The organism is Rhodoferax sp. GW821-FHT09E07, assembly GCF_059416145.1.
This window is the reverse complement of the sequence record NZ_JBWKOP010000008.1, coordinates 154,725-176,903: the sequence shown is the minus strand read 5'-3', so window position 1 is coordinate 176,903 and position 22,179 is coordinate 154,725. Positions and strand designations below refer to the sequence as shown.

25 protein-coding genes are annotated in these 22,179 nt (G+C 62.0%); 11 read left to right on the top strand and 14 right to left on the bottom strand.

The features are described 5' to 3' along the window. Window positions 1–15: 15 nt before the first annotated feature. Complete coding sequence (locus AC07OE_RS16950) at window positions 16–945, bottom strand: polyprenyl synthetase family protein (RefSeq protein ID WP_495071910.1); 930 nt, start codon at window positions 943–945, stop codon at window positions 16–18. A gap of 206 nt (window positions 946–1,151) precedes the next feature. Here AC07OE_RS16950 and rplU point away from each other — a divergent pair, with 206 nt between their 5' ends. The 4 genes from rplU (at window position 1,152) to proB (ending at window position 4,089) form a co-directional block, all read left to right on the top strand. Then, complete coding sequence (gene rplU / locus AC07OE_RS16945) at window positions 1,152–1,463, top strand: 50S ribosomal protein L21 (protein ID WP_495071751.1); 312 nt, start codon at window positions 1,152–1,154, stop codon at window positions 1,461–1,463. Between the two features lie 12 nt (window positions 1,464–1,475). Further along, window positions 1,476–1,733, top strand: coding sequence for a 50S ribosomal protein L27 (gene rpmA, locus AC07OE_RS16940; RefSeq protein WP_094482564.1), 258 nt, complete (start codon window positions 1,476–1,478; stop codon window positions 1,731–1,733). A 72-nt stretch (window positions 1,734–1,805) separates the two neighbouring features. After that, window positions 1,806–2,897 carry an Obg family GTPase CgtA gene (cgtA, locus tag AC07OE_RS16935; RefSeq protein ID WP_495071750.1) on the top strand — a complete coding sequence of 364 codons (1,092 nt, stop codon included), beginning with the start codon at window positions 1,806–1,808 and terminating at the stop codon, window positions 2,895–2,897. A 55-nt stretch (window positions 2,898–2,952) separates the two neighbouring features. Then, window positions 2,953–4,089, top strand: a complete 1,137-nt coding sequence (gene proB, locus AC07OE_RS16930) for a glutamate 5-kinase (RefSeq protein ID WP_495071749.1) — start codon at window positions 2,953–2,955, stop codon at window positions 4,087–4,089. Window positions 4,090–4,098: 9 nt separating this feature from the next. Here the strand turns inward: proB and AC07OE_RS16925 are convergent, their stop codons facing one another. Together AC07OE_RS16925 and AC07OE_RS16920 are read right to left on the bottom strand one after the other, a co-directional pair. After that, window positions 4,099–4,632: a CNP1-like family protein gene (locus AC07OE_RS16925; RefSeq protein WP_495071748.1), complete on the bottom strand. Its 534-nt coding sequence runs from the start codon at window positions 4,630–4,632 to the stop codon at window positions 4,099–4,101. Beyond that, on the bottom strand, window positions 4,625–5,251 hold the full coding sequence (locus AC07OE_RS16920) for an RNA pyrophosphohydrolase (RefSeq protein ID WP_495071909.1): 627 nt from the start codon (window positions 5,249–5,251) through the stop codon (window positions 4,625–4,627). The genes AC07OE_RS16925 and AC07OE_RS16920 overlap by 8 nt, the downstream gene beginning before the upstream one ends. A gap of 91 nt (window positions 5,252–5,342) precedes the next feature. On the opposite strand from AC07OE_RS16920, the gene AC07OE_RS16915 reads away from it, so the two are divergent. Then, window positions 5,343–7,085 carry a proline--tRNA ligase gene (locus AC07OE_RS16915; RefSeq protein WP_495071747.1) on the top strand — a complete coding sequence of 581 codons (1,743 nt, stop codon included), beginning with the start codon at window positions 5,343–5,345 and terminating at the stop codon, window positions 7,083–7,085. Further along, window positions 7,082–7,723: a lytic transglycosylase domain-containing protein gene (locus AC07OE_RS16910; protein WP_495071746.1), complete on the top strand. Its 642-nt coding sequence runs from the start codon at window positions 7,082–7,084 to the stop codon at window positions 7,721–7,723. The genes AC07OE_RS16915 and AC07OE_RS16910 overlap by 4 nt, the downstream gene beginning before the upstream one ends. Before the next feature lie 15 nt (window positions 7,724–7,738). Here the strand turns inward: AC07OE_RS16910 and AC07OE_RS16905 are convergent, their stop codons facing one another. Both AC07OE_RS16905 and grxD read right to left on the bottom strand, forming a co-directional pair. Beyond that, on the bottom strand, window positions 7,739–8,734 hold the full coding sequence (locus tag AC07OE_RS16905) for an AAA family ATPase (RefSeq protein WP_495071745.1): 996 nt from the start codon (window positions 8,732–8,734) through the stop codon (window positions 7,739–7,741). 383 nt (window positions 8,735–9,117) lie between these two features. Further along, complete coding sequence (grxD, locus tag AC07OE_RS16900; RefSeq protein ID WP_495071744.1) at window positions 9,118–9,444, bottom strand: Grx4 family monothiol glutaredoxin; 327 nt, start codon at window positions 9,442–9,444, stop codon at window positions 9,118–9,120. A gap of 113 nt (window positions 9,445–9,557) precedes the next feature. Between grxD and AC07OE_RS16895 the strand changes: the two genes are divergently transcribed. Continuing rightward, entirely contained in the window at window positions 9,558–10,034 is a 477-nt protein-coding gene (locus AC07OE_RS16895; protein ID WP_495071743.1) for an FKBP-type peptidyl-prolyl cis-trans isomerase, read from the top strand. A 170-nt stretch (window positions 10,035–10,204) separates the two neighbouring features. Continuing rightward, on the top strand, window positions 10,205–11,932 hold the full coding sequence (gene leuA, locus AC07OE_RS16890; protein ID WP_495071742.1) for a 2-isopropylmalate synthase: 1,728 nt from the start codon (window positions 10,205–10,207) through the stop codon (window positions 11,930–11,932). A 23-nt stretch (window positions 11,933–11,955) separates the two neighbouring features. Here the strand turns inward: leuA and AC07OE_RS16885 are convergent, their stop codons facing one another. The 4 genes from AC07OE_RS16885 to hemA all read right to left on the bottom strand — a co-directional run bounded on the left by AC07OE_RS16885 (window position 11,956) and on the right by hemA (window position 15,618). Beyond that, window positions 11,956–12,297, bottom strand: a complete 342-nt coding sequence (locus tag AC07OE_RS16885; protein WP_495071741.1) for a zinc ribbon domain-containing protein YjdM — start codon at window positions 12,295–12,297, stop codon at window positions 11,956–11,958. A gap of 46 nt (window positions 12,298–12,343) precedes the next feature. Then, complete coding sequence (prmC, locus tag AC07OE_RS16880; protein WP_495071740.1) at window positions 12,344–13,183, bottom strand: peptide chain release factor N(5)-glutamine methyltransferase; 840 nt, start codon at window positions 13,181–13,183, stop codon at window positions 12,344–12,346. Between the two features lie 3 nt (window positions 13,184–13,186). Further along, complete coding sequence (prfA, locus tag AC07OE_RS16875; RefSeq protein WP_495071739.1) at window positions 13,187–14,284, bottom strand: peptide chain release factor 1; 1,098 nt, start codon at window positions 14,282–14,284, stop codon at window positions 13,187–13,189. Window positions 14,285–14,358: 74 nt separating this feature from the next. Then, window positions 14,359–15,618, bottom strand: coding sequence for a glutamyl-tRNA reductase (gene hemA / locus AC07OE_RS16870; protein ID WP_495071738.1), 1,260 nt, complete (start codon window positions 15,616–15,618; stop codon window positions 14,359–14,361). A 77-nt stretch (window positions 15,619–15,695) separates the two neighbouring features. Here hemA and AC07OE_RS16865 point away from each other — a divergent pair, with 77 nt between their 5' ends. Genes AC07OE_RS16865 through AC07OE_RS16855 form a run of 3 tightly spaced genes read left to right on the top strand, consistent with a single transcriptional unit; the run spans window position 15,696 to window position 17,136 of the window. After that, window positions 15,696–15,965: a hypothetical protein gene (locus AC07OE_RS16865; protein ID WP_495071737.1), complete on the top strand. Its 270-nt coding sequence runs from the start codon at window positions 15,696–15,698 to the stop codon at window positions 15,963–15,965. Between the two features lie 31 nt (window positions 15,966–15,996). Then, window positions 15,997–16,653, top strand: coding sequence for an HAD family hydrolase (locus AC07OE_RS16860; protein ID WP_495071736.1), 657 nt, complete (start codon window positions 15,997–15,999; stop codon window positions 16,651–16,653). A gap of 3 nt (window positions 16,654–16,656) precedes the next feature. Then, a complete protein-coding gene (locus AC07OE_RS16855; RefSeq protein WP_495071735.1) occupies window positions 16,657–17,136 on the top strand; it encodes a GNAT family N-acetyltransferase in 480 nt (159 codons plus the stop codon). A 57-nt stretch (window positions 17,137–17,193) separates the two neighbouring features. Here AC07OE_RS16855 and ugpQ read toward each other — a convergent pair whose 3' ends face one another. The 5 genes from ugpQ to ugpB are packed head-to-tail and all read right to left on the bottom strand — an operon-like array spanning window position 17,194 to window position 22,056. Then, window positions 17,194–17,964 carry a glycerophosphodiester phosphodiesterase gene (gene ugpQ / locus AC07OE_RS16850; RefSeq protein ID WP_495071734.1) on the bottom strand — a complete coding sequence of 257 codons (771 nt, stop codon included), beginning with the start codon at window positions 17,962–17,964 and terminating at the stop codon, window positions 17,194–17,196. After that, window positions 17,961–18,989: a sn-glycerol-3-phosphate ABC transporter ATP-binding protein UgpC gene (gene ugpC / locus AC07OE_RS16845; RefSeq protein ID WP_495071733.1), complete on the bottom strand. Its 1,029-nt coding sequence runs from the start codon at window positions 18,987–18,989 to the stop codon at window positions 17,961–17,963. Before ugpC ends, ugpQ begins: the two co-directional genes overlap by 4 nt. Continuing rightward, entirely contained in the window at window positions 18,990–19,841 is an 852-nt protein-coding gene (gene ugpE / locus AC07OE_RS16840; protein ID WP_495071732.1) for a sn-glycerol-3-phosphate ABC transporter permease UgpE, read from the bottom strand. It lies immediately after the preceding gene. Further along, window positions 19,842–20,723, bottom strand: coding sequence for a sn-glycerol-3-phosphate ABC transporter permease UgpA (ugpA, locus tag AC07OE_RS16835; protein WP_495071731.1), 882 nt, complete (start codon window positions 20,721–20,723; stop codon window positions 19,842–19,844). It lies immediately after the preceding gene. Window positions 20,724–20,736: 13 nt separating this feature from the next. Beyond that, complete coding sequence (gene ugpB / locus AC07OE_RS16830) at window positions 20,737–22,056, bottom strand: sn-glycerol-3-phosphate ABC transporter substrate-binding protein UgpB (RefSeq protein ID WP_495071730.1); 1,320 nt, start codon at window positions 22,054–22,056, stop codon at window positions 20,737–20,739. Between the last annotated feature and the right edge of the window lie 123 nt (window positions 22,057–22,179).

The window sequence follows — 22,179 nt, the reverse complement described above, 5'->3', positions numbered from 1 at the left end:
CATGGGCCCGCGAAATCAGTGATTTCGCTCTAGCAATTGGGTTGCCAATTGTAGCAAACAGTCGGTGTGCGCCGAGGCGGGCAGCCGCTGTGCTGCCGCAATGGCGCGTTGTGCTTCGGCACGGGCGGCCTCGCGTGCCACGTCCAAGGCGCCCGTCTTTTTGACGATCGCGATGACCTGGTCCAGCATGCCCAATTCGCCGGTTTCGATCGCTGTTTGGATGGTCAGACGTTCAGACGCCGTGCCGCGCTGCATGGCCGCAATCAGTGGAAGTGTGGTTTTGCCTTCCCGCAGATCGTCACCCAGGTTTTTGCCCATGACAGTGGCGTCCCCGGTGTAGTCCAGCACGTCGTCAATCACCTGGAATGCAGTGCCCAAGGCTTGTCCGAATTCTGCGCAGGCGTCTTCGTGAGATGTACTGGCGCCTGACAGAATGGCGCCTACGCGGGCGCTGGCTTCGAACAGCTTGGCGGTTTTGGAGCGGATGACCTGTAAGTAGCCGGCTTCATCCAGGGCGGCGTTGTGCATGTTCATCAACTGCAGCACTTCACCCTCGGCAATCACATTGGTGGCGTCCGCCAGTACCTGCATGATGCGCATGCTCTGGGCTTCCACCATCATCTGGAAGGCGCGGGAATACAAGAAGTCACCGACCAGAACGCTGGCTGGGTTGCCAAATTTGGCGTTGGCGGTGGCATGGCCGCGGCGCAGGGCGGAGTCGTCTACGACGTCATCGTGCAGCAGCGTGGCGGTGTGAATAAACTCCACTACCGCAGCCAGGTTGTAGCGTTGCTCGCCCTGGTAACCCAAGGCGCCGCAGCACAGCAGTAGCAAAGCGGGGCGCAGGCGCTTGCCGCCCGCCGCAATGATGTATTGGGAAACGCTGCCAACCAGAGGCACACCAGAGTCCAACCTCTGGGCAATGACCCTGTCCACATGGCGCATGTCCTGTTCGACGATGGAGAGCCCCGTCGATGAGCCGGGAGTAGTGACTTGCAAGGCAATGACCGGTTTGTTATCCCCGCATTATAGGAAGGCCATCACCGCGGTTTGGGCGCTTGTGGGCTTGGGGTTGGACAAATTCGCCAAAATGGTATACTCCAAGGCTCTGCGAAAATTCTTTTGCAGGATTCCTAGTCGAAGAGGTCAACATGTACGCGGTCATAAAAACCGGCGGCAAGCAATATCGCGTTGCTGCTGGCGAAAAAATTAAAGTAGAACAGATTGCTGCGGACGTAGGCCAAGAGATCGTGATCGACCAGGTTCTGGCAGTCGGAAACGGCGCCGAACTGAAGGTTGGCACACCCTTGGTGTCCGGTGCGACCGTTACGGTCACAGTAATTTCTCATGGCAAGCACGACAAAGTCCGCATTTTCAAAATGCGTCGTCGTAAGCACTACCAGAAACGTCAAGGGCATCGCCAGCAGTTCACAGAGCTGCAAATCGGCGCGATTTCCGCATAAGGGGCACAGGTCATGGCACAGAAAAAAGGCGGCGGCTCTACGCGAAACGGGCGCGATTCCAAGCCCAAGATGCTCGGTGTGAAAGCCTTCGGCGGTGAGTTGATCAGCGCTGGCTCCATCATCGTGCGCCAACGTGGTACCAAGTTCCATGCTGGCGACAACGTCGGTATGGGTGTGGACCACACCCTGTTTGCCTTGGTTGACGGCCACGTGTCGTTCGCCGTCAAGGGCGCGCTGAACAAGCACACCGTGAGCGTGACTGCAGCGTAATCTGCCCATGCTCCCCCGAGAAACCCTGCGCCCTTTGCGCGGGGTTTTTCATTTCTAACCTCGGTACTTGCCATGAAGTTTGTTGACGAAGCCTACATTGATATCTCCGCAGGAGACGGTGGCGCTGGCTGCGTCTCCTTCCGGCACGAGAAGTACAAGGAATTCGGTGGCCCCAATGGCGGAGACGGTGGCCGTGGTGGTCATGTCTACGCTGTCGCGGACATCAACCTCAACACGCTGGTGGACTACCGCTTTGCGCGCCGCTATGACGCCAAGCGTGGTGAGCACGGCATGGGTTCGGACATGTTCGGCGCTGCGGGCGACGACATCACCCTCAAAATGCCGGTCGGTACCATCATCAGCGATGCCGAGACGGGCGAAGTGCTGTTCGAGCTGCTGGTTCCAGGCGAAGTGATCACGATTGCCAAGGGGGGCGACGGCGGCTTCGGCAATATGCGCTTCAAAAGCGCAATCAACCGTGCGCCGCGCCAAAAGACGCCGGGCTGGCCCGGGGAGAAGCGCAACCTCAAGCTCGAACTCAAGGTGTTGGCCGATGTGGGCCTCTTGGGCATGCCCAACGCGGGCAAGTCCACCTTCATTTCGGCCGTTTCCAACGCACGCCCCCGCATCGCGGACTACCCATTTACCACCCTGCACCCCAATCTGGGTGTGGTCCGTGTGGGGCCGGAGCAGAGCTTTGTGGTGGCCGACTTGCCGGGGCTGATCGAGGGTGCGGCCGAAGGTGCCGGTCTAGGTCACCAGTTCTTGCGCCATTTGCAGCGCACCCGTTTGCTGCTGCATATTGTGGACATTGCGCCGTTTGACGAAGGTGTGGACACTGTGGCGCAGGCCAAGGCCATCGTCAACGAGCTGAAGAAGTACGACGAGAACCTCTACAAGAAGCCGCGCTGGCTTGTGCTCAACAAGCTGGACATGGTGGCCGAAGACGAGCGCGCAGCTGTGATCAAAGACTTTGTTAAACGTTACAAGTTCAAGGGCCCAGTGTTTGAAATTTCTGCCTTGACGCGCGAAGGCTGCGAGCCTTTGATCAAGGAAATCTACAAGCATGTCAAAGCCCAGCAATTGGCAGAGCAGCCGCATGTGGAAGTGGACCCCCGCTTCACGGCCGGCTCCGTGGATTCGTCCGACACACCAGCGTCTTAATTCACTATCAATTTCGTAGCTGCTCGCGCAGTCAATTCGGGGGCTACAGGCCAAAATGACCCAAAAGTTCAGTTCTTCGGTGCTGCGTGACGCTCGGCGTGTGGTGGTAAAGGTCGGCTCCAGCCTGGTGACCAACGAGGGGCGCGGTTTGGACGAGCAGGCCATTGGCGAATGGTGCCGCCAATTGGCTCACCTGATCCGCGATGGACGTGAAGTCATCATGGTGTCCAGTGGCGCGATTGCCGAAGGCATGAAGCGTCTGGGCTGGGCGACCCGCCCCAAGGCCATCCACGAACTGCAAGCTGCTGCCGCTGTGGGCCAGATGGGTCTAGCCCAGATGTACGAGACCAAGTTGCGCGCGAACGGCCTGGGTAGTGCCCAGGTTTTGCTGACCCATGCGGATTTGGCCGACCGTGAGCGCTACCTGAACGCCCGGTCCACCTTGCTGACGTTGCTGAAGCTGGGCGTGGTACCCGTGATCAATGAAAACGACACGGTGGTCAACGACGAAATCAAGTTCGGCGACAACGACACCCTGGGCGCCTTGGTGGCCAACCTGGTCGAGGCCGATGCATTGGTGATCCTTACGGATCAAAAAGGCCTGTACACCGCCGACCCGCGCAAAGACCCGGCTGCAGAGTTTGTGCACGAAGCCAAGGCCGGCGACCCCGCGCTGGAGCTGATGGCGGGTGGTGCAGGTTCCAGTATTGGCCGTGGAGGCATGCTGACCAAAATCCTGGCGGCCAAACGTGCTGCAGGCTCGGGTGCTTCTACGGTGATTGCGTGGGGGCGCGAGACGGACGCGTTGATTCGCCTGACGCAGGGGGACGCGATTGGCACCTTGTTGATCGCCCAAACCCGGAAAAGCCAAGCCCGCAAGCAATGGATGGCGGACCATCTGCAACTGCGGGGCGCCGTGGTGGTGGACGCAGGCGCCGCTACCAAGGTGCGTGACGAAGGTAAGAGCTTGTTGCCGATTGGCATGGTTCAGGTGGACGGCGAGTTTTCGCGGGGCGATGTGATCGCCGTGCGCGACGATGCGGGACAAGAGATCGCACGTGGCTTGGCCAATTACTCCAGCTCCGAGGCGCGCTTGCTGTGCCGCAAGGCGTCCTCAGAGTTTGAGCGCCTGCTGGGGTATGCCGCGGAGCCGGAAATGCTGCACCGGGACAACCTGGTGCTGACGCGTTAAGACGTCAGCTTAGTCGTCTACCTGTAGCCGGCCACTTTTGCTTGTGCGCTCAGTTTTGATGCCTTGTAGCGCCTTGACGATGATGTCCTTGCGGTTGGTGACCTGTGCATCGCAGGCTGCCTGACGCGCAAACACTTGCGTATGTTTGGACGGCAGGTTGTCGGAAATGTCGCGCCACTGCGGGTCTGAGACGGTAGACCATGTGCCAGATGCGCTGTAGCGCGCATAGGTCTTGAATTGGCCGCTGGCGCAACGAATTCCCTCAAACGATGCGTTCATGGTGCCAGTCGCATTGGTCATCACGGCCACGTAGCGCACCACACCGTCTGTTCCCACCACAATGGTTTGCGGATCGACCCCCACTTTTACCGACACATAGGATGGCATGTCGAGTGCGATCGCGCGGTCTTTGGAAAAAGCGGGCGGCGGCGGTGCGGCCTCCTCTGCCCAATCCGGGTTATCGATACCGTTTCCGACCTGCGCCCATGACGACCCCATGGCCAGCAACAGGGCGGCCAGCGTGCAAAGAGAAACCTTAGTCATGGTGGGTAGGCAAATTGGTGCCGGGGTCGGGTTCAAAAGAAGCGCCAGGAGGCAACTCCATGGCCGGGGGCGTGTGGTGTTCGGGGGCGGATTCATCCATGTCCCGCGACCGGTGGCCGTGACGCAAAAAGCGGTTGCGCGGCTCGTGCCGCGGCAGGTAGCGCGCGAGTTCAGTCAGCGCCATTTCATAGACGCCGCGCTTGAATTCGACGACGGCGTCCAGCGGCACCCAGTAGTCGTTCCAGCGCCAGGCATCGAACTCGGGATGGTCGGTGGCGCGCAGGTTCAGATCCCAGTCGTGCCCTACCAGCTGGAGCAGGAACCAGATCTGTTTCTGGCCCTTGTAGTGGCCCCGCGCATCCCGCCGGATATAGCGGTCTGGCACCTCGTAGCGCAACCAGTCTCGGGTACGGGCAACGATGCTCACGTGCTCCGGCTGGAGCCCCACTTCCTCGTGCAATTCGCGGAACATGGCCTGCTCGGGAGTTTCGCCCCGGTCAATGCCGCCCTGCGGAAACTGCCACGAATGGGTACGTATGCGCTTGCCCCAAAATACCTGATTTTTCTGGTTGAGCAGGACGATGCCGACATTGGGCCGAAATCCGTCCCGGTCAAGCATAATCAAACCCCAATTTTTAAACTTCGTTCATTATGCACAGCGAATGCGGTGCATCAAGAGCAGAACGCCTCCGTCGTCAGCGAGTTCCTTCATGAAAGCCTCCCAATTCCTTATCTCCACCCTCAAAGAAGCGCCCGCAGACGCCGAGGTGGCCAGCCACAAGCTCATGATGCGGGCCGGCATGATCAAGAAGCTGGGCGCCGGCATTTACACCTACATGCCCATGGGCCTGCGCGTGATCCGCAAGGTGGAGGCCATCGTGCGCGAGGAAATGAACCGCGCGGGCGCCGTGGAGTGCACCATGCCCGTGGTGCAACCCGCCGAGCTGTGGCAGGAGACCGGCCGTTTTGACAAGATGGGCCCTGAGCTGCTGCGCATCAAGGACCGGCATGATCGTGACTTTGTCATCCAGCCGACCAGCGAAGAGGTGGTAACCGACATCGCGCGCCAGGAGATCAAGAGCTACAAGCAGCTGCCCAAGAACCTGTACCAGATCCAGACCAAGTTCCGCGACGAACGCCGCCCCCGCTTTGGCCTGATGCGCGGGCGCGAGTTCATCATGAAGGACGCCTACAGCTTTGACCGCGACCAGGACGCCGCCAAGGCCAGCTACCAGGTCATGGCCAGCGCCTACCGCAAGATTTTTGACCGCTTTGGCCTGCGCTACCGCGCGGTGGCGGCGGACAGCGGCGCCATTGGTGGAGATCTCTCCGAAGAGTTCCAGGTGATTGCCGCAACGGGCGAAGACGCCATTGTCTACTGCCCGGACAGCGAATACGCGGCCAATATGGAGAAAGCGGAGGCTTTAGCGCCTACAGCCCCCAGAGCTGCTGCGCAAGCTGCTATGAAAAAAGTAGCAACACCGGGCAAGAGCACCTGCGAAGACGTGGCCGTGTATTTGAATCTGCCGCTGGAGCAGTCGCTCAAGTCGCTGGTGGTGGCCACGGATGTGCGTGACGACAAGGGCGCGGTGCTGAAGTCCCAAGTCTGGCTGCTGCTGATCCGCGGAGACCGCAGCATGAACGAGGTCAAGGTGGGCAAGCTTCCAGGTTTGGCCGACTTCCGCTTTGCCACGCTCGCTGAAATTGATGAGCACTTTGGTTGTGAGCCCGGCTATCTGGGGCCCGTGGGTTTGAAGAAGCCGCTCAAAGTGATTGCAGACCGCGAAGTGGCCTTGATGGCGGACATGGTCTGCGGCGCCAACGAGGTGGACTACCACTTGAGCGGCGTCAACTGGGACCGTGATATGCCCGAGCCCGATCTGGTGGCTGACCTCCGCAATGTGGTGGCGGGCGATGCATCGCCCGATGGCAAGGGCGTGCTCGCGATTGAGCGCGGCATCGAGGTGGGCCATGTGTTCTACCTGGGTACCAAGTACAGCAAGGCCATGAACGCCACCTTCCTCGGCGAAAACGGCAAGCCACAGTTCATGGAAATGGGCTGCTACGGCATCGGCATCACGCGCCTGCCGGCCGCAGCCATCGAACAAAACCACGATGACAAGGGCATCATCTGGCCCGACGCGCTGGCGCCGTTTACTGTGGTGCTCTGCCCCATCAGCCCCGACCGTTTTGCCGACGTCAAGGCCGCGGCCGACACGCTGTATGCCGAGCTATTGGCGGCGGGCGTGGACGTGATCCTGGACGATCGCAACGAGCGCCCCGGTGCCATGTTTGCCGACTGGGAACTGATTGGCGTGCCGCACCGCGTGACGATTGGCGACCGTGCGCTCAAGGAAGGCGTGGTGGAGTACCAGCACCGCCGTGATGCCGAGGCGACCAAGGTGCCTGTGGCGGAGATTGCGGGCCTGCTGCTGTCACGCCTGAAGGCATGACGCCAGGCCAGGCCGAGCCACGGGTTTCAAGGCGAATTGGCCTGCAGCGCTTGCTGGTGCTGTGTGGTGCGCTCTCATTTGCAGAGCAGGCGCAGGCCGGTGCGCAGGTGGAAGAGCCCCTGGCCGATGCGGTCCGCACCGCGCTGAGCGCGGCCATTGCCAACACTGCGCCGCCGGAGCCTGTGTTTGCGGATACCGAGGCGCGCCTCAAGTACCTGCGCTGGCTGGGCGCCATGAGCGAGCGCCTCAAGAAGAAGAAACCCGACTGGCAGACCCGCAAGGACTTTTTGCAGACTGTCTGGTACGAGAGCAAGCGCGCGGGGCTGGATGTGTCCCTGGTGCTGGGTCTGATCCAAGTGGAAAGCAATTTCCGCAAATTTGCCGTGAGCAGCGTCGGCGCGCGGGGCTACATGCAGGTCATGCCGTTCTGGACGCGCGTGATTGGCGATGGCGACGCGGGCAAGCTGTTCCACATGGGGACCAACCTCCGCTTTGGTTGTGTGATCCTGCGCCATTACCTGGACCGCGAGCGTGGCGATGTGTTCATGGCGCTCGGACGCTATAACGGCTCGCGCGGCAAGGCGCCTTACCCCAACGCAGTGTTGGGCGCCAAACGCCTTTGGGAGTTCACCGGTTAAGTAGTACCGGGCGGCCTATTGCAAAAAGCCGATCTTGCTTTTGCCCGTGTTGGCCTTGGGCAGATCGTCCGTGCGGATTTCTTCGCGACCCGCTAGGCGCGCATTGCCAAACCCGGTCATCAATGCGCGGCGCATTTCCCGGGGCGCGAGTTCGGCCAGTTGGTCCAGCACATCGCTGTGCGGCTCGGCGCCAAAGTGGCGGCCCCAATCGTGCTCACCGCGAATGCTTTGGTACAAATTGTGCGCAATCGCGCGGGCCTGCTCTGGCGTGGGCGGGTCAATCTCAAACACATTCATGCGATTCAGAATGGGGTCCGGAATGGCGCGCGCATCGTTGGCCGTGGTGATCCAGATGACCTGGCTGGCGTCGATGGGCACTTCGGCAAATTCGTCGGTAAAGCTGCCCGCCGTGTCGTGCTCCAGCAGGCTGTAGAGCGCCCCCAGTGGGTCGTATTGGGCGTCGCAAGCGGCCTTGTCGATTTCGTCCACCACGATCACGGGGTTGGCGTACTGGCCGTCCACCAGGGTCTCAAATACTTTGCCGGGCTTGGCGCCTTTCCATTGGGATGAAGAGCCCGACAGCAGCCAGCCCGCCGTCATGGAGCTCATGGGCACCAGGTTCATGCCGGTGCCCAGCAGGTGCGCGAGCTTCTTGGCAAAGTGGGTTTTACCAATGCCGGGGTTGCCCAAGAGCAGGATGGGGGTGACTTCCAAGCCATCGCGGCAGTCGTGGCTCAGGGCGACGTGGCGTTTGACGTCGTCGAGCACCTCGGCGAAGTTGGGCAATTGGGCGTACAGCTCGCCCATGTCAGGGATGCCGGAGGGTTTGACCTGGAAGCGTTCGGGGCCACGCTCCAGCATGCGTTGGTAGGTGCTGCGCAGGTTTTCGTATTCGCGGTCCGGGAGTTTGGCCAGCTTGCGTTCCACGTCGTCGGGCGCGAAGACGTTGCGCATATTGGCGATCGGCAGGCGAAAGCCGGGGGCATGGGGAACAAGACTGCGGGAATCCATAGGGCACTCCTTGTATCAACAAACCACGTGTTCATTAAAGCATGGGGTGTGCCAGCTCAAAGCTTTGGAACAGCCTTATTAGGGACGGTTTTTTCGGGTTCAGGTGGGTTGGGTGCTCTGCTCCGTTCGTGTCCCCCGGCCCGTGAGGGGCCTCCTCCTTGACCTCACTGTGCAGAACACCCAACCCACCTGAACCACACGGGCAGTGCTCGCTTACGCTCAGCTATCAAGCCGCAGGTCAGGGGTGAGTGCCAAAGCGAAGTCAAGGAGGAGGCCAAAGGCCGGGGGACATGAGCGGCGGCACTCACCTCGGGCCTGCAGCGGGCGAAAAAAGAAACAAAAAAGCCACCCGAAGGTGGCTCGTTTGCTCAGCGCCGAGAAAATCAGGCCGCAGAACCTGTGATGACCTGTTGCAGTTCACCGTTCTCATACATCTCCATCATGATGTCCGAGCCGCCAATGAACTCGCCCTTGACGTAGAGCTGGGGAATGGTGGGCCAGCTGCTGTATTCCTTGATGCCCTGGCGGATTCCGTCGTCTTCCAGCACGTTCACCGTCTTCACGGTCTTGGTGTCCACACCGCAGGCCTTGAGGATCTGGATGGCACGGCCGGAGAAGCCGCATTGGGGAAAGCTGGCCGTGCCCTTCATGAAGAGCAGGATGTCGTTGGATTTGACGAGTTCGTCAATGCGTTGCTGTGCGTCGCTCATGGTGCAGTTTCCTGAGAATAGATTCCCTCGATTATTTCACCTTCACCGGCCCTGGTGCGTGGGGCGGCGCACAAGGCGCGCGGCGGGCAGGGCTTTTTCGGATAATACGGGCCATGAACATCACCAAAAACACCGCAGTCACGCTGCAATTCAAAGTCTCCGACACCACCGGCAAACTGCTGGACCAAAGCCAGGAGCCCATTTCCTACCTGCACGGCGGCTATGGCAACACCTTCCCTAAGATCGAGGAAGCGCTGGAAGGCCAGGGCGTGGGCTTTGCGGCCACCATTGAACTGCAACCCGCCGACGCCTTTGGCGAGTACAACGAAGCCCTGCTGCAGACCATCCCCAAAACCCAGTTCCCCCCCGGCGTGAAAGTGGGCGGTCAGCTGGAAGGCCGCGCGGAAGACGGCAACACCATTGTTTTCTCGGTGGTGAAGATCAAAGGCCCCGTGGTGCACTTGGACGGCAACCACCCCCACGCCGGCAAGACACTGCGCTTTGCGGTGAAGGTACTGGACGTGCGCGCCGCCAGCGAAGAAGAAATCGCCCACGGTCACGTGCACGGTGCCCACGGTCATCACCATTGATTGCCTGATTTATCCATTGGTAAGTTGAATATTGCTGATATTTAAATAAATTCGGCATATTCAACTTCATTGGTGGCATTGCGAGCGCAGATTCGCAATCGGCTGCTTCCCCTGCGGGCCTACGATACAAGGAACTTAAACCTGTGTCCGTCCCAGAGGAGATGTAAGCCATGTTGAGCAACCCCGCCACCAAGTACCGCGCCTTCACCCCGGTCAACCTGCCAGACCGGCAGTGGCCCGGCCGCACCATCACCGCGGCGCCCATCTGGATGAGCACCGACCTGCGGGACGGCAACCAGTCGCTCTTCGAACCCATGAACGCCGAGCGCAAGATGCGTATGTTCCGCACCCTGTGCCAGGTGGGGTTCAAAGAAATTGAGGTCGCGTTCCCCAGCGCCTCGCAAACCGACTTTGACTTTGTGCGCACGCTCATCACCGACGGGCACATCCCCGACGACGTGACCATCGAGGTGCTTACCCAGGCCCGGGAGCACCTGGTGCGCCGCACCATGGAGTCGCTCAAGGGTGCGCGTCGTGCCATCGTCCACGTCTACAACGCCACGTCCAAACCTTTTCGCGACATCGTGTTTGGCATGACCAAGGCCGAGGTCGTGGAGATGGCGGTGAGCGCCGTGCGCCTGGTCAAGGAATTGGCCGCCCAGCAGCCCGAGACCGAATGGGTGCTGGAGTACAGCCCGGAGACCTTCACCGGCACCGAGCTGGAGTTTGCGCTGGAAGTTTGCAACGCCGTGACCGCTGAGTGGGATGCCACGCCGACCAACAAGGTCATCCTCAACCTGCCCACCACGGTGGAACTGGCAACGCCCAATGTCTATGCCGACCAGATCGAGTGGATGCACCGCAACCTGGCGCGCCGTGACAGCGTGATCCTGAGCCTGCACCCACACAACGACCGCGGCACCGGCGTGGCCGCGGCCGAGCTGGGCCTGATGGCCGGCGCCGATCGCGTAGAAGGCTGCCTGTTTGGCAACGGCGAGCGCACTGGCAACGTGGACGTGGTGACGCTGGCGCTCAATATGTACACCCAGGGCATTGCGCCCGGGCTGGATTTTTCCGACATCAACGCCGTGGCTCGCACCGTGGAGCACTGCAACCAGTTACCCATCCACCCGCGCCACCCCTATGTGGGTGACCTCGTGTTCACCGCTTTCAGCGGCTCGCACCAGGACGCGATCAAAAAGGGCTTTGCTGCGCAGGACGCGGCGGGTGCTGATGCGTTGTGGAACGTGCCCTACATGCCGATTGACCCGGCCGACCTGGGCCGCAGCTATGACTCGGTCATCCGCGTGAACAGCCAGAGCGGCAAGGGCGGCGTGGCCTACCTCATGGAGGCCGAGTTTGGTGTGGTGATGCCGCGCCGCCTGCAGGTGGAGTTCTCGGGCGAGGTCCAGACGTACACCGACACCCACGGCGGCGAGATGACCGCCCAGGCCATCTGGGACCTGTTTGATGTGACCTACCTGAATAAGCCCGGCGCAGCGGTGCGCTACATGGAGCACCACCTGTTCGACCACCCCGGCCAGACCGGAGGCAAGCACGTGCAGGGCATCCGCATCGGCGTGGAGGTGAACGGCCAGCCCATGCTGCTCAGCGGCGAGGGCAATGGCCCCATCGATGCTGCCGTGCATGCGTTGCAGGGCATGGGCGTCAAGGTGCAAGTACGCAGCTTCGAGGAGCGCTCCACCAAGGCCAGCACCGACGGTGGCGAGGCCCAGGCCTGCGCCTTCCTGGAGCTGGTGTCCGCCCACGGTGGCGCCGAGCGCTTTGGCGTGGGCATGGACACCAATATCGTCACCGCCTCCGTCCAGGCACTCATCAGCGGTGTGAACCGCCTGGGGCTGGTGCAGGCCGGTGCACTGGAGACTGAAGCCGCCTGATCAGGCGCTGGCGGTGTGCGGCTTCAGGCCTTCTTCAAGAAGCAGGCTTTCAGCATAAAGCTGCCGCCGTCCATCTTGCAGTCCACCTCGTGGTCACCGCCCACCAGCCGGATGCTTTTGACCTTGGTGCCCATCTTCAACACGGTGGAGCTGCCTTTGACCTTGAGGTCCTTGATCAGCACCACCGCATCGCCGTCTTGCAGCACCTGGCCGTTCGCGTCTTTCACGATGGTGTCGGCTTCATCGTCGGTACCGGCGGCCTCTGCTTGGGGCCATTCAAAGCCGCAGTCGGCGCACACGAAATTGCTGCCGTCGGGATAGGTGTTTTCCAAAGTGCATTGGGGGCAGGCGGGGCTGGCAGACATGGGGTGAATCTTGTGGTTGCTATAAAAAAGAGAGCTTCTCGGGCAATTAATACGGGGGGTAGGGGCAATTTCCGCCACTGCATCGCTCTATCCCCGCCAGATCCCGGCGGCTTTGCACTTCGGTGAAACCGGCCGCCATCAGCAATGCCCGCACAGCGGGCGCCTGGTCGTAGCCGTGTTCCAGCAATAGCCAACCGTCCGGATGCAGCCTCTTGCGTGCCTGGTCGATGATGGTGCGTATGTCGTCCAGTCCATCGGCGCCGGCGGTCAGCGCCGCTCGTGGCTCGTGGCGCAGGGCCGGCATGTGCTCGTCGTCTTCGCGGATGTAGGGGGGGTTGGACACGATGGCGTGGAATGCCCCGTCCACACCCGACAGCCAGGAACCATGGGTAAAAGCCACCTCCAGGCCCAGGTTTTGCGCATTGGCCTGGGCCACTGCCAGGGCATCGTGGCTGTAGTCCACGGCTTGTACCCGAAGCGAAGGCCGGGTGTGTTTCAGAGCCAGTGCGATCGCGCCGCTGCCGGTGCCCAGGTCGATCACGGTGGCCGCGGGGGTGGGCGCTAGCACTTCCAGCGCCCAGTCCACCAGTGTCTCCGTATCCGGCCGGGGTACCAGCACCCGCGCATCCACCTGCAGATCCATCCCGTAAAACGCCTTGCGGCCTGTCAGATAGGCCACAGGCTCACCCTGCAGGCGTCGTTGCGCAAGCATCGCTAAATTGTGTTGTGCGGAAGCGGTTAGCGTATCGGTGTCATGGGTTAACAGCCAGGCACGGTCGTGGGCCGTGCGGCCTGCCACGTGCAGTACCAGCAGCTGGGCGTCGAGTCGATCAAGCCCCAGAGCGTGGAGCTGTGCCAAAGCACCGGTCACAGTCTGCGGTGCCATGGCCTAATTCAGCCCCTTCTCCAGCGCCGCCAGTTGCTCTGCGGCCTCATAGGCCTGCAGGGGCTCCACCACGTCGTCCAGGTCGCCTTCCATGATGGTCAGCAGCTTGTACAGCGTGAGGTTGATGCGGTGGTCGGTCAGGCGGCCCTGCGGGAAGTTGTAGGTGCGAATGCGGTCGCTGCGGTCGCCGCTGCCCACCAGGCTCTTGCGCTCAGCGGCGTCCTTGGCTGCGCGCTCAGCGCGGTCTTTTTCGTGGATGCGGGCGGTCAGCACTTTCAGCGCCTGCGCCTTGTTGCTGTGCTGGCTGCGGCCGTCCTGGCATTCGGCGACGATGCCGGTGGGGATGTGGGTGATGCGCACCGCTGAGTCGGTCTTGTTGATGTGCTGGCCACCGGCGCCGCTGGCGCGGTAGGTATCGATGCGCAGGTCCGAGGGGTTGATCTTGATGGCCTCGGCCTCGTCCTGCTCGGCCAGTACGGCAATCGTGCAGGCGCTGGTGTGGATGCGGCCTTGCGTTTCGGTGGCGGGCACGCGCTGCACACGGTGGCCGCCGGATTCAAACTTCAGCGCGCCATACGCGCCGGTGCCTTTGTGGTAACCCTCCATGCGCACCACCACTTCCTTGTAGCCGCCCAATTCACTGGGCGACTCGCTGACGATTTCACTTTTCCAGCCGCAGCGGTCGGCGTAGCGCATGTACATGCGCAGCAGGTCGCCGGCAAACAAGGCGGATTCGTCCCCGCCGGTGCCGGCGCGGATTTCCACAAACGCGGGGCGTGCGTCGTCCGGGTCCTTGGGCAGCAGCATGCGTTGCAGCTCGGTTTCCAGCTGGGTCAGTTCGGCCGTCGCGCTGGTGATTTCTTCCTCGGCCATCTCCGCCATGTCGGGGTCGGATTTCATATCCTGCGCGCTGGCCAGGTCGGCCTCGCGCTGCTGGTAGCGGGCCCAGCGGGTTGCCACCGCGGCCACGTCGGTGTGCTCGCGAGAAAGCTTGAGGAACTGCTCCATGTCTTTCATGATGTCCTCGCGGGACAGCAGAAATTCCAGCTCTCCCAGGCGGTCAGCATAGCGGGCAAGTTGTTGGCGCAAAAACGGTTTCATGGCACTACTCAAACGGAAAATTGGGGAAGGCCCCCGACACGCGCCAAGGGCAGGGCTGCGCTGGGGCAGCGTCGCTAACGGCTGTTGCGCAGGAAGAAGTGCGAGATCGCGTTGCTGGCGCGTTCGCGCGCGGCGGCATCGCCGGCGTGCAGCTCGGCCATGGCGCCGTGCAGCATTTTTTGCGTCAGTCCCTTGGACAGGGCTTCGAGGACCGTGTCCACATCCTCGCCCTTGGCCAGCAGCTTGCGCGCACGCGCCAATTCTGCGGTTCGCCATTCGTCGGCCTGGGCATTGAGCTGCTGGATCAGCGGCACGGCACGGCGCTGGTCCACCCAGTGCATGAAGCTCTGCACGCCAGCGTCCACAATCGCCTCGGCCTGGGCCACGGCCGCCTGTCGGCTGGCTTGGGCAGTTTGCACCACGCTGGCCAGGTCGTCCACGGTGTAGAGGTACACATCCCCCAGCGCCTTCACCTCGGGTTCGATATCGCGCGGCACGGCCAGGTCCACCATGAACATCGGGCGATGTTTGCGTTTCTTGATGGCCCGCTCCACGGCACCCAGGCCGATGATCGGCAGGGTGCTGGCGGTGCAGCTGATGACGGCGTCAAATTCGTGCAGGCGCTCGGGCAGGTCGGCCAGGCGCATTACCTCGCCGCCAAAGCGGCTTGCCAGCTTCTCGCCGCGCTCCAGCGTGCGGTTGGCAATCGCGACGGCTTTGGGATTCTTGGCGGCAAAGTGTGTGGCGCACAGCTCGATCATCTCGCCCGCACCCACAAACAGCACCTTCACTTGGGCCAGGTCTTCGAACAGGTTGCCGGCGAGGCGCACCGCAGCGGCTGCCATGCTGATGCTGTGGGCGCCAATCTCGGTGGAGGTGCGCACTTCCTTGGCGACGGCGAACGAGCGCTGGAACAGTTGGGAAAGCGTGGTGCCCAGGGCTCCGGCTTCGTCCGCGGCGCGCACGGCGTCTTTGAGCTGGCCCAGGATTTGCGGCTCACCCAGCACCATGGAGTCCAGCCCACTGGCCACGCGGAAGGCGTGGCGCGCGGCCTGGCCGTCTTCCAGGCGGTAGGTGTGGGCACGCAGCTCATTGGCCGTGACGCCCCCGCTTTCTGCGAGCCAGGCCAGCGTATGGTCCAGTGCGGCCTCGTCGCCGGCGCAGTAGATCTCGGTGCGGTTGCAGGTGGAGACAATGGCGGCCTCGGGCGGGCGCGCCATGCTCTGGCGCAGGCCGTGGAGCTGCGGTGCGATCTGGTCCATGGCGAACGCAAACCGGCCCCGCATATCCAGCGGTGCGGTGGTGTGGTTGATGCCTAATGCCCAGACTGCCATATGTTTAGACCCCGATTATAAAATCGAGCCCTTGCTCTCCACTTGCGAGGCCCCAATTGGCCTTTGCGCCGACCACCATGGGCCTTTTCGACCTGTTCAACCACCTGCTGAATTTTGTAGCACCGGCCTTGGCAGTAGGGTGCCTGTTGGCCTTTTTGGCACCCATTTTCTACGGAAAACAGGCGCTAGCCCGCAGCCGTACTGTGCAAGCAGCTATCAATTCAGTAGCGGGCGTGCTGGCGCTGGCCGTGGGCTTGTGGCTGTTGGGGCGCGACGGCAAGATGGCCAGCTACGCCGCGCTGGTGGTGGCTGCCGCCACCAGCCAGTGGTGGGCACTGCGCCGTTAATCCTTTTTTTCCTCTTTTTCATTGGACCTTCATGCGCTTTGCAGCGGTTTTGTTTGACCACGACGGGACCTTGGTGGAATCCGAGGGCCAACACTTTGCCTTGTGGAACCAGGTGCTGGCGCCCTACGGCTTTGCGTTGACGCTGGCGCAGTACAAGGATTTTTACGCCGGTGTGCCGACCGATGCCAACGCGGTGGACCTGGTGGAGCGCTTTGGTGTCAAAGAATTGCCCGAGGTGCTAGCCCGCCTGAAGAACGAGAGCGCCCAGGCCTATTTGCAAGCCCATGCCTTTCCGCTGATGCCAGGTGTGCGGGAGTCGATTGCCCAGCTGCAGGCTGCGGACTTGCGTATGGGCGTGGTCACCGGCGCGCGCGGCTATGCCATCAGCGCGACGCTGCGTTCGCATGACCTGGCTGCCGCGTTTGAGACCGTGGTGTCCGCTGACGACGTGGTGCATAGCAAGCCCGCGCCGGACTGCTATTTGCTGGCCTTGCAGCGCATGGGCCTGCAGGCCCACGAGGCGGTGGCGTTTGAGGACACCGAGCACGGTGTGGCCGCCGCCATCGCTGCGGGCCTGGCCTGTGTAGCCATTCCCACCGAGATGTCGGCCGGTCATGATTTCAGCGCGGCCACGGTGACCCTGCCCAGCATGCAGGATGCCGTGCGCTGGGCACTGGCACAACCCTGAGTGGTGCGGGCCATAGACCTGCATATTCGCCCGGCACAGACCGATGACGCGCCAGCCATCAGTCGCCTGGTGCAGGGGCTGGCGCACCACTTTTTGCTGGACCCGGCGCAGGCCGCCACGGCGCCGTTTCTGCAAACCGTGTCGCCAGCGGCGATTGCAGGCTACATCGCATCCGATGCGTTCGATTACAGCGTGGGGGAATGCCAGGGGCAGCTTGCCGGTGTGGTTGCCGTGCGGGATGGTCAGCACCTGTTCCATCTGTTTGTAGACACCGCGTTCCAGCGCCGGGGTTTTGCGGCCCGCCTGTGGGCCCATGCGCAGCAGCGTGCGTTGGTTCATGGCAACACGGGGGGCTTTACCGTGAACTCCACGCCATTCGCCCTGCCGGTCTACCAGCGCCTGGGTTTTGTGGCCACAGAACCCGAGGTGCAAACGCGCGGCATTGCCTATGTACCGATGCGGCTGCCAGCGCAGAATTTATAAGAAAATGGCCGTTGGCCCCCGTGGAATATGCGCAAACAGCTATGGTTTGTATAGCAGTCAAACGGGGCTGAACAGGTCCACGCGGTCGGTGATGATGGCGTCAGTGCCGAGGTCCATCAGGCGCTGGATGGCCCAGTCGTCATTCACCGTGTAGCTCAGGGTGCGAAAGCCCGCGCTCTTGGCTTGGGTCACCGTGCTGCTGTCCCACAGCGCGTGGTTGCACACAATCGCCTGGCAGCCCAGGCTCAGCGCGGTTTCCAGCCAACCCTTCCACAGCGTGTCCAACAGCAGCCCGCGCGGCAAGTGGGGTGCGGTGGCCTGGGCGCCTTCCAGCGCTTCGGGGTCAAACGAGGTGAGCAGGGGCGGCACGGCTTGGCCCTGCCACAGGCGTGCGGCGTGCTGCGCTACCACTTCGCCCGTGTGGCGCTCGGTGCCTGGTGTGGGCTTGATTTCGATGTTCAGAAAGTAGCCGTTGCGCAGGCAGTAGGCGGCCACGGCGTCCAGCGTGGGCAGGGGCTCGCCCGCGTAGGCGCGGCTGTGCCAGCTGCCGGCGTCCAGCTGCGACAGTGCGCTCCAGGCGTGGTCGCCACCCACGGCGCTCAGGCCCTGGCCCAGCTTGGCGCGCGCATTGGTGGTGCGCTGCAGTGTGGCATCGTGCATCAGAAAGGGCACCCCGTCGGCACTCAGTTTCACATCGCACTCGAACATGCGGTAGCCGTGGCTGGCGCCCAGTCGGAAGGCCGCCAGCGTGTTCTCGGGTGCCAGTTTGCCCGCGCCGCGGTGCGCCACCCATCGGGGGTAGGGCCAAGCTGGTAACTCAGGCGTCATAGGCGTTTTCCTGTGGCAGCGTCAAAGTGGTGGATGCGATCGGGCCGTGGTGTCACATGCAGGGTGCTACCCAGTGCGGGCACGGCCGCGGACTCCTCTGTGCGGATGATGAGTAGCTCGTCGGCGTCTGCCGCATGCAATTTGTGCGCCCATTTGCCGTAGATCAGGCGCTCCGCGCCCAGCATTTCAACGGCCTCGACCTGCAGCGCCCAGCCTGTGGGCGTGATGTCCAGGTGCTCGGGCCTTACGCCGGTAATAAGACCGGGTTGGGCATCAGGCGCATTCTTCAGCAGGTTCATGGGTGGGGAGCCTATGAACGTGGCCACAAAGGTGCTGGCCGGGCGGGTGTAGACCTCCTCGGGTGTGCCGAACTGCTCCATCACGCCGCCGTTCATCACGATCATGCGTTGGGCCAGCGTCATGGCCTCGACTTGGTCGTGGGTCACAAACAGGCTGGTGATGCCCAGTTCGCGGTGCAGCTTTTGAATTTCCAGTCGGGTCTGCGCTCGCAGCTTGGCGTCCAGATTGGACAGCGGTTCGTCAAACAGAAACACTTGCGGCTGGCGCACGATGGCGCGGCCCATGGCGACGCGCTGGCGCTGGCCGCCCGACAGGGCCTTGGGTTTGCGCTCCAGAAAGGGGCCCAGTTCCAGAATCTTGGCGGCTTTGTCCACGCGTGCCTTGATCTCGTCCACCGGAACTTTGGCAATCTTCAAACCGTAGGCCATGTTCTCGAACACGCTCATGTGCGGATAGAGCGCGTAGTTCTGGAACACCATGGCGATGTCGCGGTCCGACGGTTCCAGGTCATTCACCACGCGGCCACCAATCGAAATCTGGCCGTCGCTGATTTCTTCCAGGCCGGCCACCATGCGCAAGAGCGTGGACTTGCCGCAGCCACTGGGGCCCACGATGACGATGAATTCGCCGTCGGCAATCTGGGCGTTGACGCCGTGGATGACCTGGTTGGCCGACTTGCCACTGCCGTAGCGCTTGATGACGTTCTTGAGTTCGATGGATGCCATTTATTTTTCCGTATCAACCAGGCCTTTGACAAACCACTTCTGCATCAGCATGACCACCAGTGCCGGCGGCAGCATGGCCAGCATGGCGGTGGCCATGACGATGTTCCATTCGGTTTGCGCGTCGCCCCCGGAAATCATCTGCTTGATGCCGATGACCACGGGGTACATGTTTTCTTCGGTGGTGACCAAGAGCGGCCAGAGGTACTGGTTCCAGCCGTAGATGAACTGGATCACAAACAGCGCAGCCATGCTGGTGGCCGACAGCGGTACCAGAATGTCCTTGAAGAAGCGCATGGGCCCGGCACCGTCCACGCGTGCGGCCTCGGCCAGCTCATCGGGCACGGTGAGGAAGAATTGACGGAACAGGAAAGTGGCTGTGGCCGAGGCGATCAAGGGGATGGTCAGGCCGGCATAGCTGTTGAGCATGCCCAGGTCTGCCACCACCTGGTAGGTGGGGCCGATGCGCACCTCTACGGGCAGCATGAGCGTGACGAAAATGGCCCAGAAAAACGCCATGCGAAATGGAAATCGGAAGTACACGATGGCAAAGGCCGAGAGCAACGAGATGGCGATCTTGCCCAGCGCAATCACCATGGCGGTGACAAAGCTCACCACCATCATGCGGCCCACCGAGGCGTGGGAGCCCGTGCCCGTGCGCTCGCCCGACAGCGCGGTGGCGTAGTTGTCCAGAAAATGGGTGCCCGGCAGCAGCGGCATGGGTACTTGCACCACGGCTTCCGTGGTGTGGGTGGAGGCCACAAAGGTGATGTAAATGGGGAATGCCACGATGAGCACGCCCAGCAGGAGGATCAAGTGCGCCAGGATGCCCAGGGTGAGCCGTCGTTCGACCATTCAGTAGCTCACTTTCTTTTCGACAAAGCGGAACTGCACCACGGTCAGCGCCACCACAATGACCATCAGCACCACGCTTTGTGCGGCGGAGCCGCCCAGGTCCATGGCCTTGAAGCCGTCGAAATACACCTTGTAGACCAGAATGGCCGTGTCCTTGCCGGGGCCGCCCTTGGTGGCTGCGTCCACGATGGCGAAGGTGTCAAAAAAGGCGTAGACGATGTTGATGACAAGCAGGAAGAAGGTGGTGGGCGAGAGCAGCGGGAACTGGATGGTCCAGAACCGGCGCCAGGGCCGTGCACCATCCATGGCGGCCGCCTCAATCAGCGACTTGGGGATGGACTGCAGGCCGGCCAGGAAGAACAGGAAGTTGTAGGAAATCTGCTTCCACACCGCCGCCATGACGATCAGCGCCATGGCGTGGGTGCTGTTGAGCAGCGGGTCCCAGCCGACCCCCAGCTGGCGCAGCCAATAGGAGACGATGCCGATGCTGGGTGAAAACATGAACAGCCACAACACGCCCGCCACGGCGGGTGCCACGGCATAGGGCCAGATCAGCAGCGTGCGGTAGATGCCCGAACCGCGCACCACGCGGTCGGCAAACACCGCCAGCAGCAGCGACAGGCTCAGGCCCAGCGCCGCTACCAATACCGAAAACACCGCCGTGGTCTGGAAGGATGCGAGGTAAGACGCGTCATTCCAGAGGTTGCGAAAGTTCTCCAATCCGACAAATTCCACCGACGTACCAAATGCATCGCTTTGCTGCACGGATTGCAGCAAAGCCTGGCCGGCGGGCCAAAAGAAGAAGACCGCGATGACCAGCACCTGGGGTGCAATCAGCACCCAGGGCAGCCAGGCGGACTTGAAGAAGACGCGTTTTTCCACTCGCAGCAGCTACCTATTTGTTGGCTTTTTCGAAACGGGCCAGCTGCTCGTCGCCTCGGGTGACAATCGCTTCCAGCGCTTCCTTGGCGGTTTTCTTGCCAGCCCAAACCTGTTCCAGCTCCTCGTCCTCGATGGCACGAATTTGTACGTAGTTGCCCAGGCGGATGCCGCGGGACTTGTCGGTCACCTTGCGAATCATTTGGGTTACGGCCACGTCGGTGCCGGGATTTTCCTTGTAGAAGCCCGATTTCTCGGTCAGCTGGTATGCGGCGGTGGTCACAGGCAGGTAGCCGGTGCGCTTGTGGCTGGCGGATTGCACTTCAGGCTGGGAGATGAAGTCGAAGAACTTGGCGATGCCCTTGTATTCCTCAGGCTTCTTGCCGGCCATGACCCACAGGCTGGCGCCACCGATCACGGTGTTTTGCGGCGCGCCGGGCACGTCCTGGTAGTAGGGCAGGGGGGCCAGGCCGTAGGCGAACTTGGCGTTCTTCTTCACGTTGCCGTAGAAGCCGCTGGATGTCGTCATCATGGCGCACTCGCCGGAGACAAAGCTGGCCTCGGGCACGTTGCCGCGGCCCTTGTAGACGAACAGACCCTGCTTGGCCATGTTGGCCAGGTTCTCAATGTGGCGCTGGTGCAGCGGGGTGTTCACTTTGAGCCGCGCGTCCAAGCCGCCCAGGCCGTTCTGCTTGCTGGCAAATTCCACGTTGTGCCAGGCGGAGAAGCTCTCAAGCTGGGTCCAGTTCTGCCACGAGATGGACAGCGGGCACTTGTGGCCGCTGGCCTTCAGCTTGGCGGCGGCCAGGGCCACGTCACCCCAGGTGGCGGGCGCCTTTTCAGGGTCCAGGCCGGCGGCCTTGAAGGCGTCCTTGTTGTAATAGAACACGGTGGTGGAGCTGTTGAACGGGAAGCTCAGCATCTGGCCATTGGGGGCGGTGTAGTAACCGGCCACGGCAGGGATGTAGACCTTGGGGTCGAACTTGTAGCCCGCGTCGGCCATCACTTTGCCGACCGGCACGATGGCGCCCTTGCTGGCCATCATGGTGGCCGTGCCCACCTCAAACACCTGCAGGATGTGCGGCGCATTGCCTGCGCGGAATGCGGCCACGGCGGCCGTCATGGATTCGTCATACGTGCCCTTGAAGGTGGGGATGATGCGGTATTCCTTCTGGCTGGCGTTGAATTCCTTGGCCAGGTCGTTGACCCACTCACCGTTCACGGCGGTCATGGAGTGCCACCATTGAATGTCCACTTGGGCCTGGGCTTGGGTGGCAATGGAGAACGCGGCTGCAGACACAGCGGCGATGGCAAGGGCTCTGCGGGTGATCGACATGGGGGGGGGGCTCCTGAATTAAGAATGGCGCGATGCTAGGGGCGGGTCGTGTCAAATTCGTGTCAATTTGATTAAACCCGAGAGGCCTTGACCATTTGGTCAGGGGTTTCCATTAGAAAAGCC

Excerpts from the sequence above, each read along its gene's own strand:
- cgtA (WP_495071750.1), top strand. The coding sequence starts at position 1,806 with ATGAAGTTTGTTGACGAAGCCTACATTGATATCTCCGCAGGAGACGGT.
- hemA (WP_495071738.1), bottom strand. The coding sequence starts at position 15,618 with ATGGCAGTCTGGGCATTAGGCATCAACCACACCACCGCACCGCTGGAT.
- ugpB (WP_495071730.1), bottom strand. The coding sequence starts at position 22,056 with ATGTCGATCACCCGCAGAGCCCTTGCCATCGCCGCTGTGTCTGCAGCC.
- rpmA (WP_094482564.1), top strand. The coding sequence starts at position 1,476 with ATGGCACAGAAAAAAGGCGGCGGCTCTACGCGAAACGGGCGCGATTCC.
- AC07OE_RS16925 (WP_495071748.1), bottom strand. The coding sequence starts at position 4,632 with ATGACTAAGGTTTCTCTTTGCACGCTGGCCGCCCTGTTGCTGGCCATG.
- AC07OE_RS16860 (WP_495071736.1), top strand. The coding sequence starts at position 15,997 with ATGCGCTTTGCAGCGGTTTTGTTTGACCACGACGGGACCTTGGTGGAA.
- AC07OE_RS16905 (WP_495071745.1), bottom strand. The coding sequence starts at position 8,734 with ATGGATTCCCGCAGTCTTGTTCCCCATGCCCCCGGCTTTCGCCTGCCG.
- AC07OE_RS16950 (WP_495071910.1), bottom strand. The coding sequence starts at position 945 with ATGCGCCATGTGGACAGGGTCATTGCCCAGAGGTTGGACTCTGGTGTG.
- ugpC (WP_495071733.1), bottom strand. The coding sequence starts at position 18,989 with ATGGCATCCATCGAACTCAAGAACGTCATCAAGCGCTACGGCAGTGGC.
- rplU (WP_495071751.1), top strand. The coding sequence starts at position 1,152 with ATGTACGCGGTCATAAAAACCGGCGGCAAGCAATATCGCGTTGCTGCT.
- AC07OE_RS16915 (WP_495071747.1), top strand. The coding sequence starts at position 5,343 with ATGAAAGCCTCCCAATTCCTTATCTCCACCCTCAAAGAAGCGCCCGCA.
- proB (WP_495071749.1), top strand. The coding sequence starts at position 2,953 with ATGACCCAAAAGTTCAGTTCTTCGGTGCTGCGTGACGCTCGGCGTGTG.
- AC07OE_RS16920 (WP_495071909.1), bottom strand. The coding sequence starts at position 5,251 with ATGCTTGACCGGGACGGATTTCGGCCCAATGTCGGCATCGTCCTGCTC.
- AC07OE_RS16910 (WP_495071746.1), top strand. The coding sequence starts at position 7,082 with ATGACGCCAGGCCAGGCCGAGCCACGGGTTTCAAGGCGAATTGGCCTG.
- prmC (WP_495071740.1), bottom strand. The coding sequence starts at position 13,183 with ATGGCACCGCAGACTGTGACCGGTGCTTTGGCACAGCTCCACGCTCTG.
- ugpQ (WP_495071734.1), bottom strand. The coding sequence starts at position 17,964 with ATGACGCCTGAGTTACCAGCTTGGCCCTACCCCCGATGGGTGGCGCAC.
- grxD (WP_495071744.1), bottom strand. The coding sequence starts at position 9,444 with ATGAGCGACGCACAGCAACGCATTGACGAACTCGTCAAATCCAACGAC.
- AC07OE_RS16895 (WP_495071743.1), top strand. The coding sequence starts at position 9,558 with ATGAACATCACCAAAAACACCGCAGTCACGCTGCAATTCAAAGTCTCC.
- ugpE (WP_495071732.1), bottom strand. The coding sequence starts at position 19,841 with ATGGTCGAACGACGGCTCACCCTGGGCATCCTGGCGCACTTGATCCTC.
- AC07OE_RS16885 (WP_495071741.1), bottom strand. The coding sequence starts at position 12,297 with ATGTCTGCCAGCCCCGCCTGCCCCCAATGCACTTTGGAAAACACCTAT.
- prfA (WP_495071739.1), bottom strand. The coding sequence starts at position 14,284 with ATGAAACCGTTTTTGCGCCAACAACTTGCCCGCTATGCTGACCGCCTG.
- leuA (WP_495071742.1), top strand. The coding sequence starts at position 10,205 with ATGTTGAGCAACCCCGCCACCAAGTACCGCGCCTTCACCCCGGTCAAC.
- AC07OE_RS16865 (WP_495071737.1), top strand. The coding sequence starts at position 15,696 with ATGGGCCTTTTCGACCTGTTCAACCACCTGCTGAATTTTGTAGCACCG.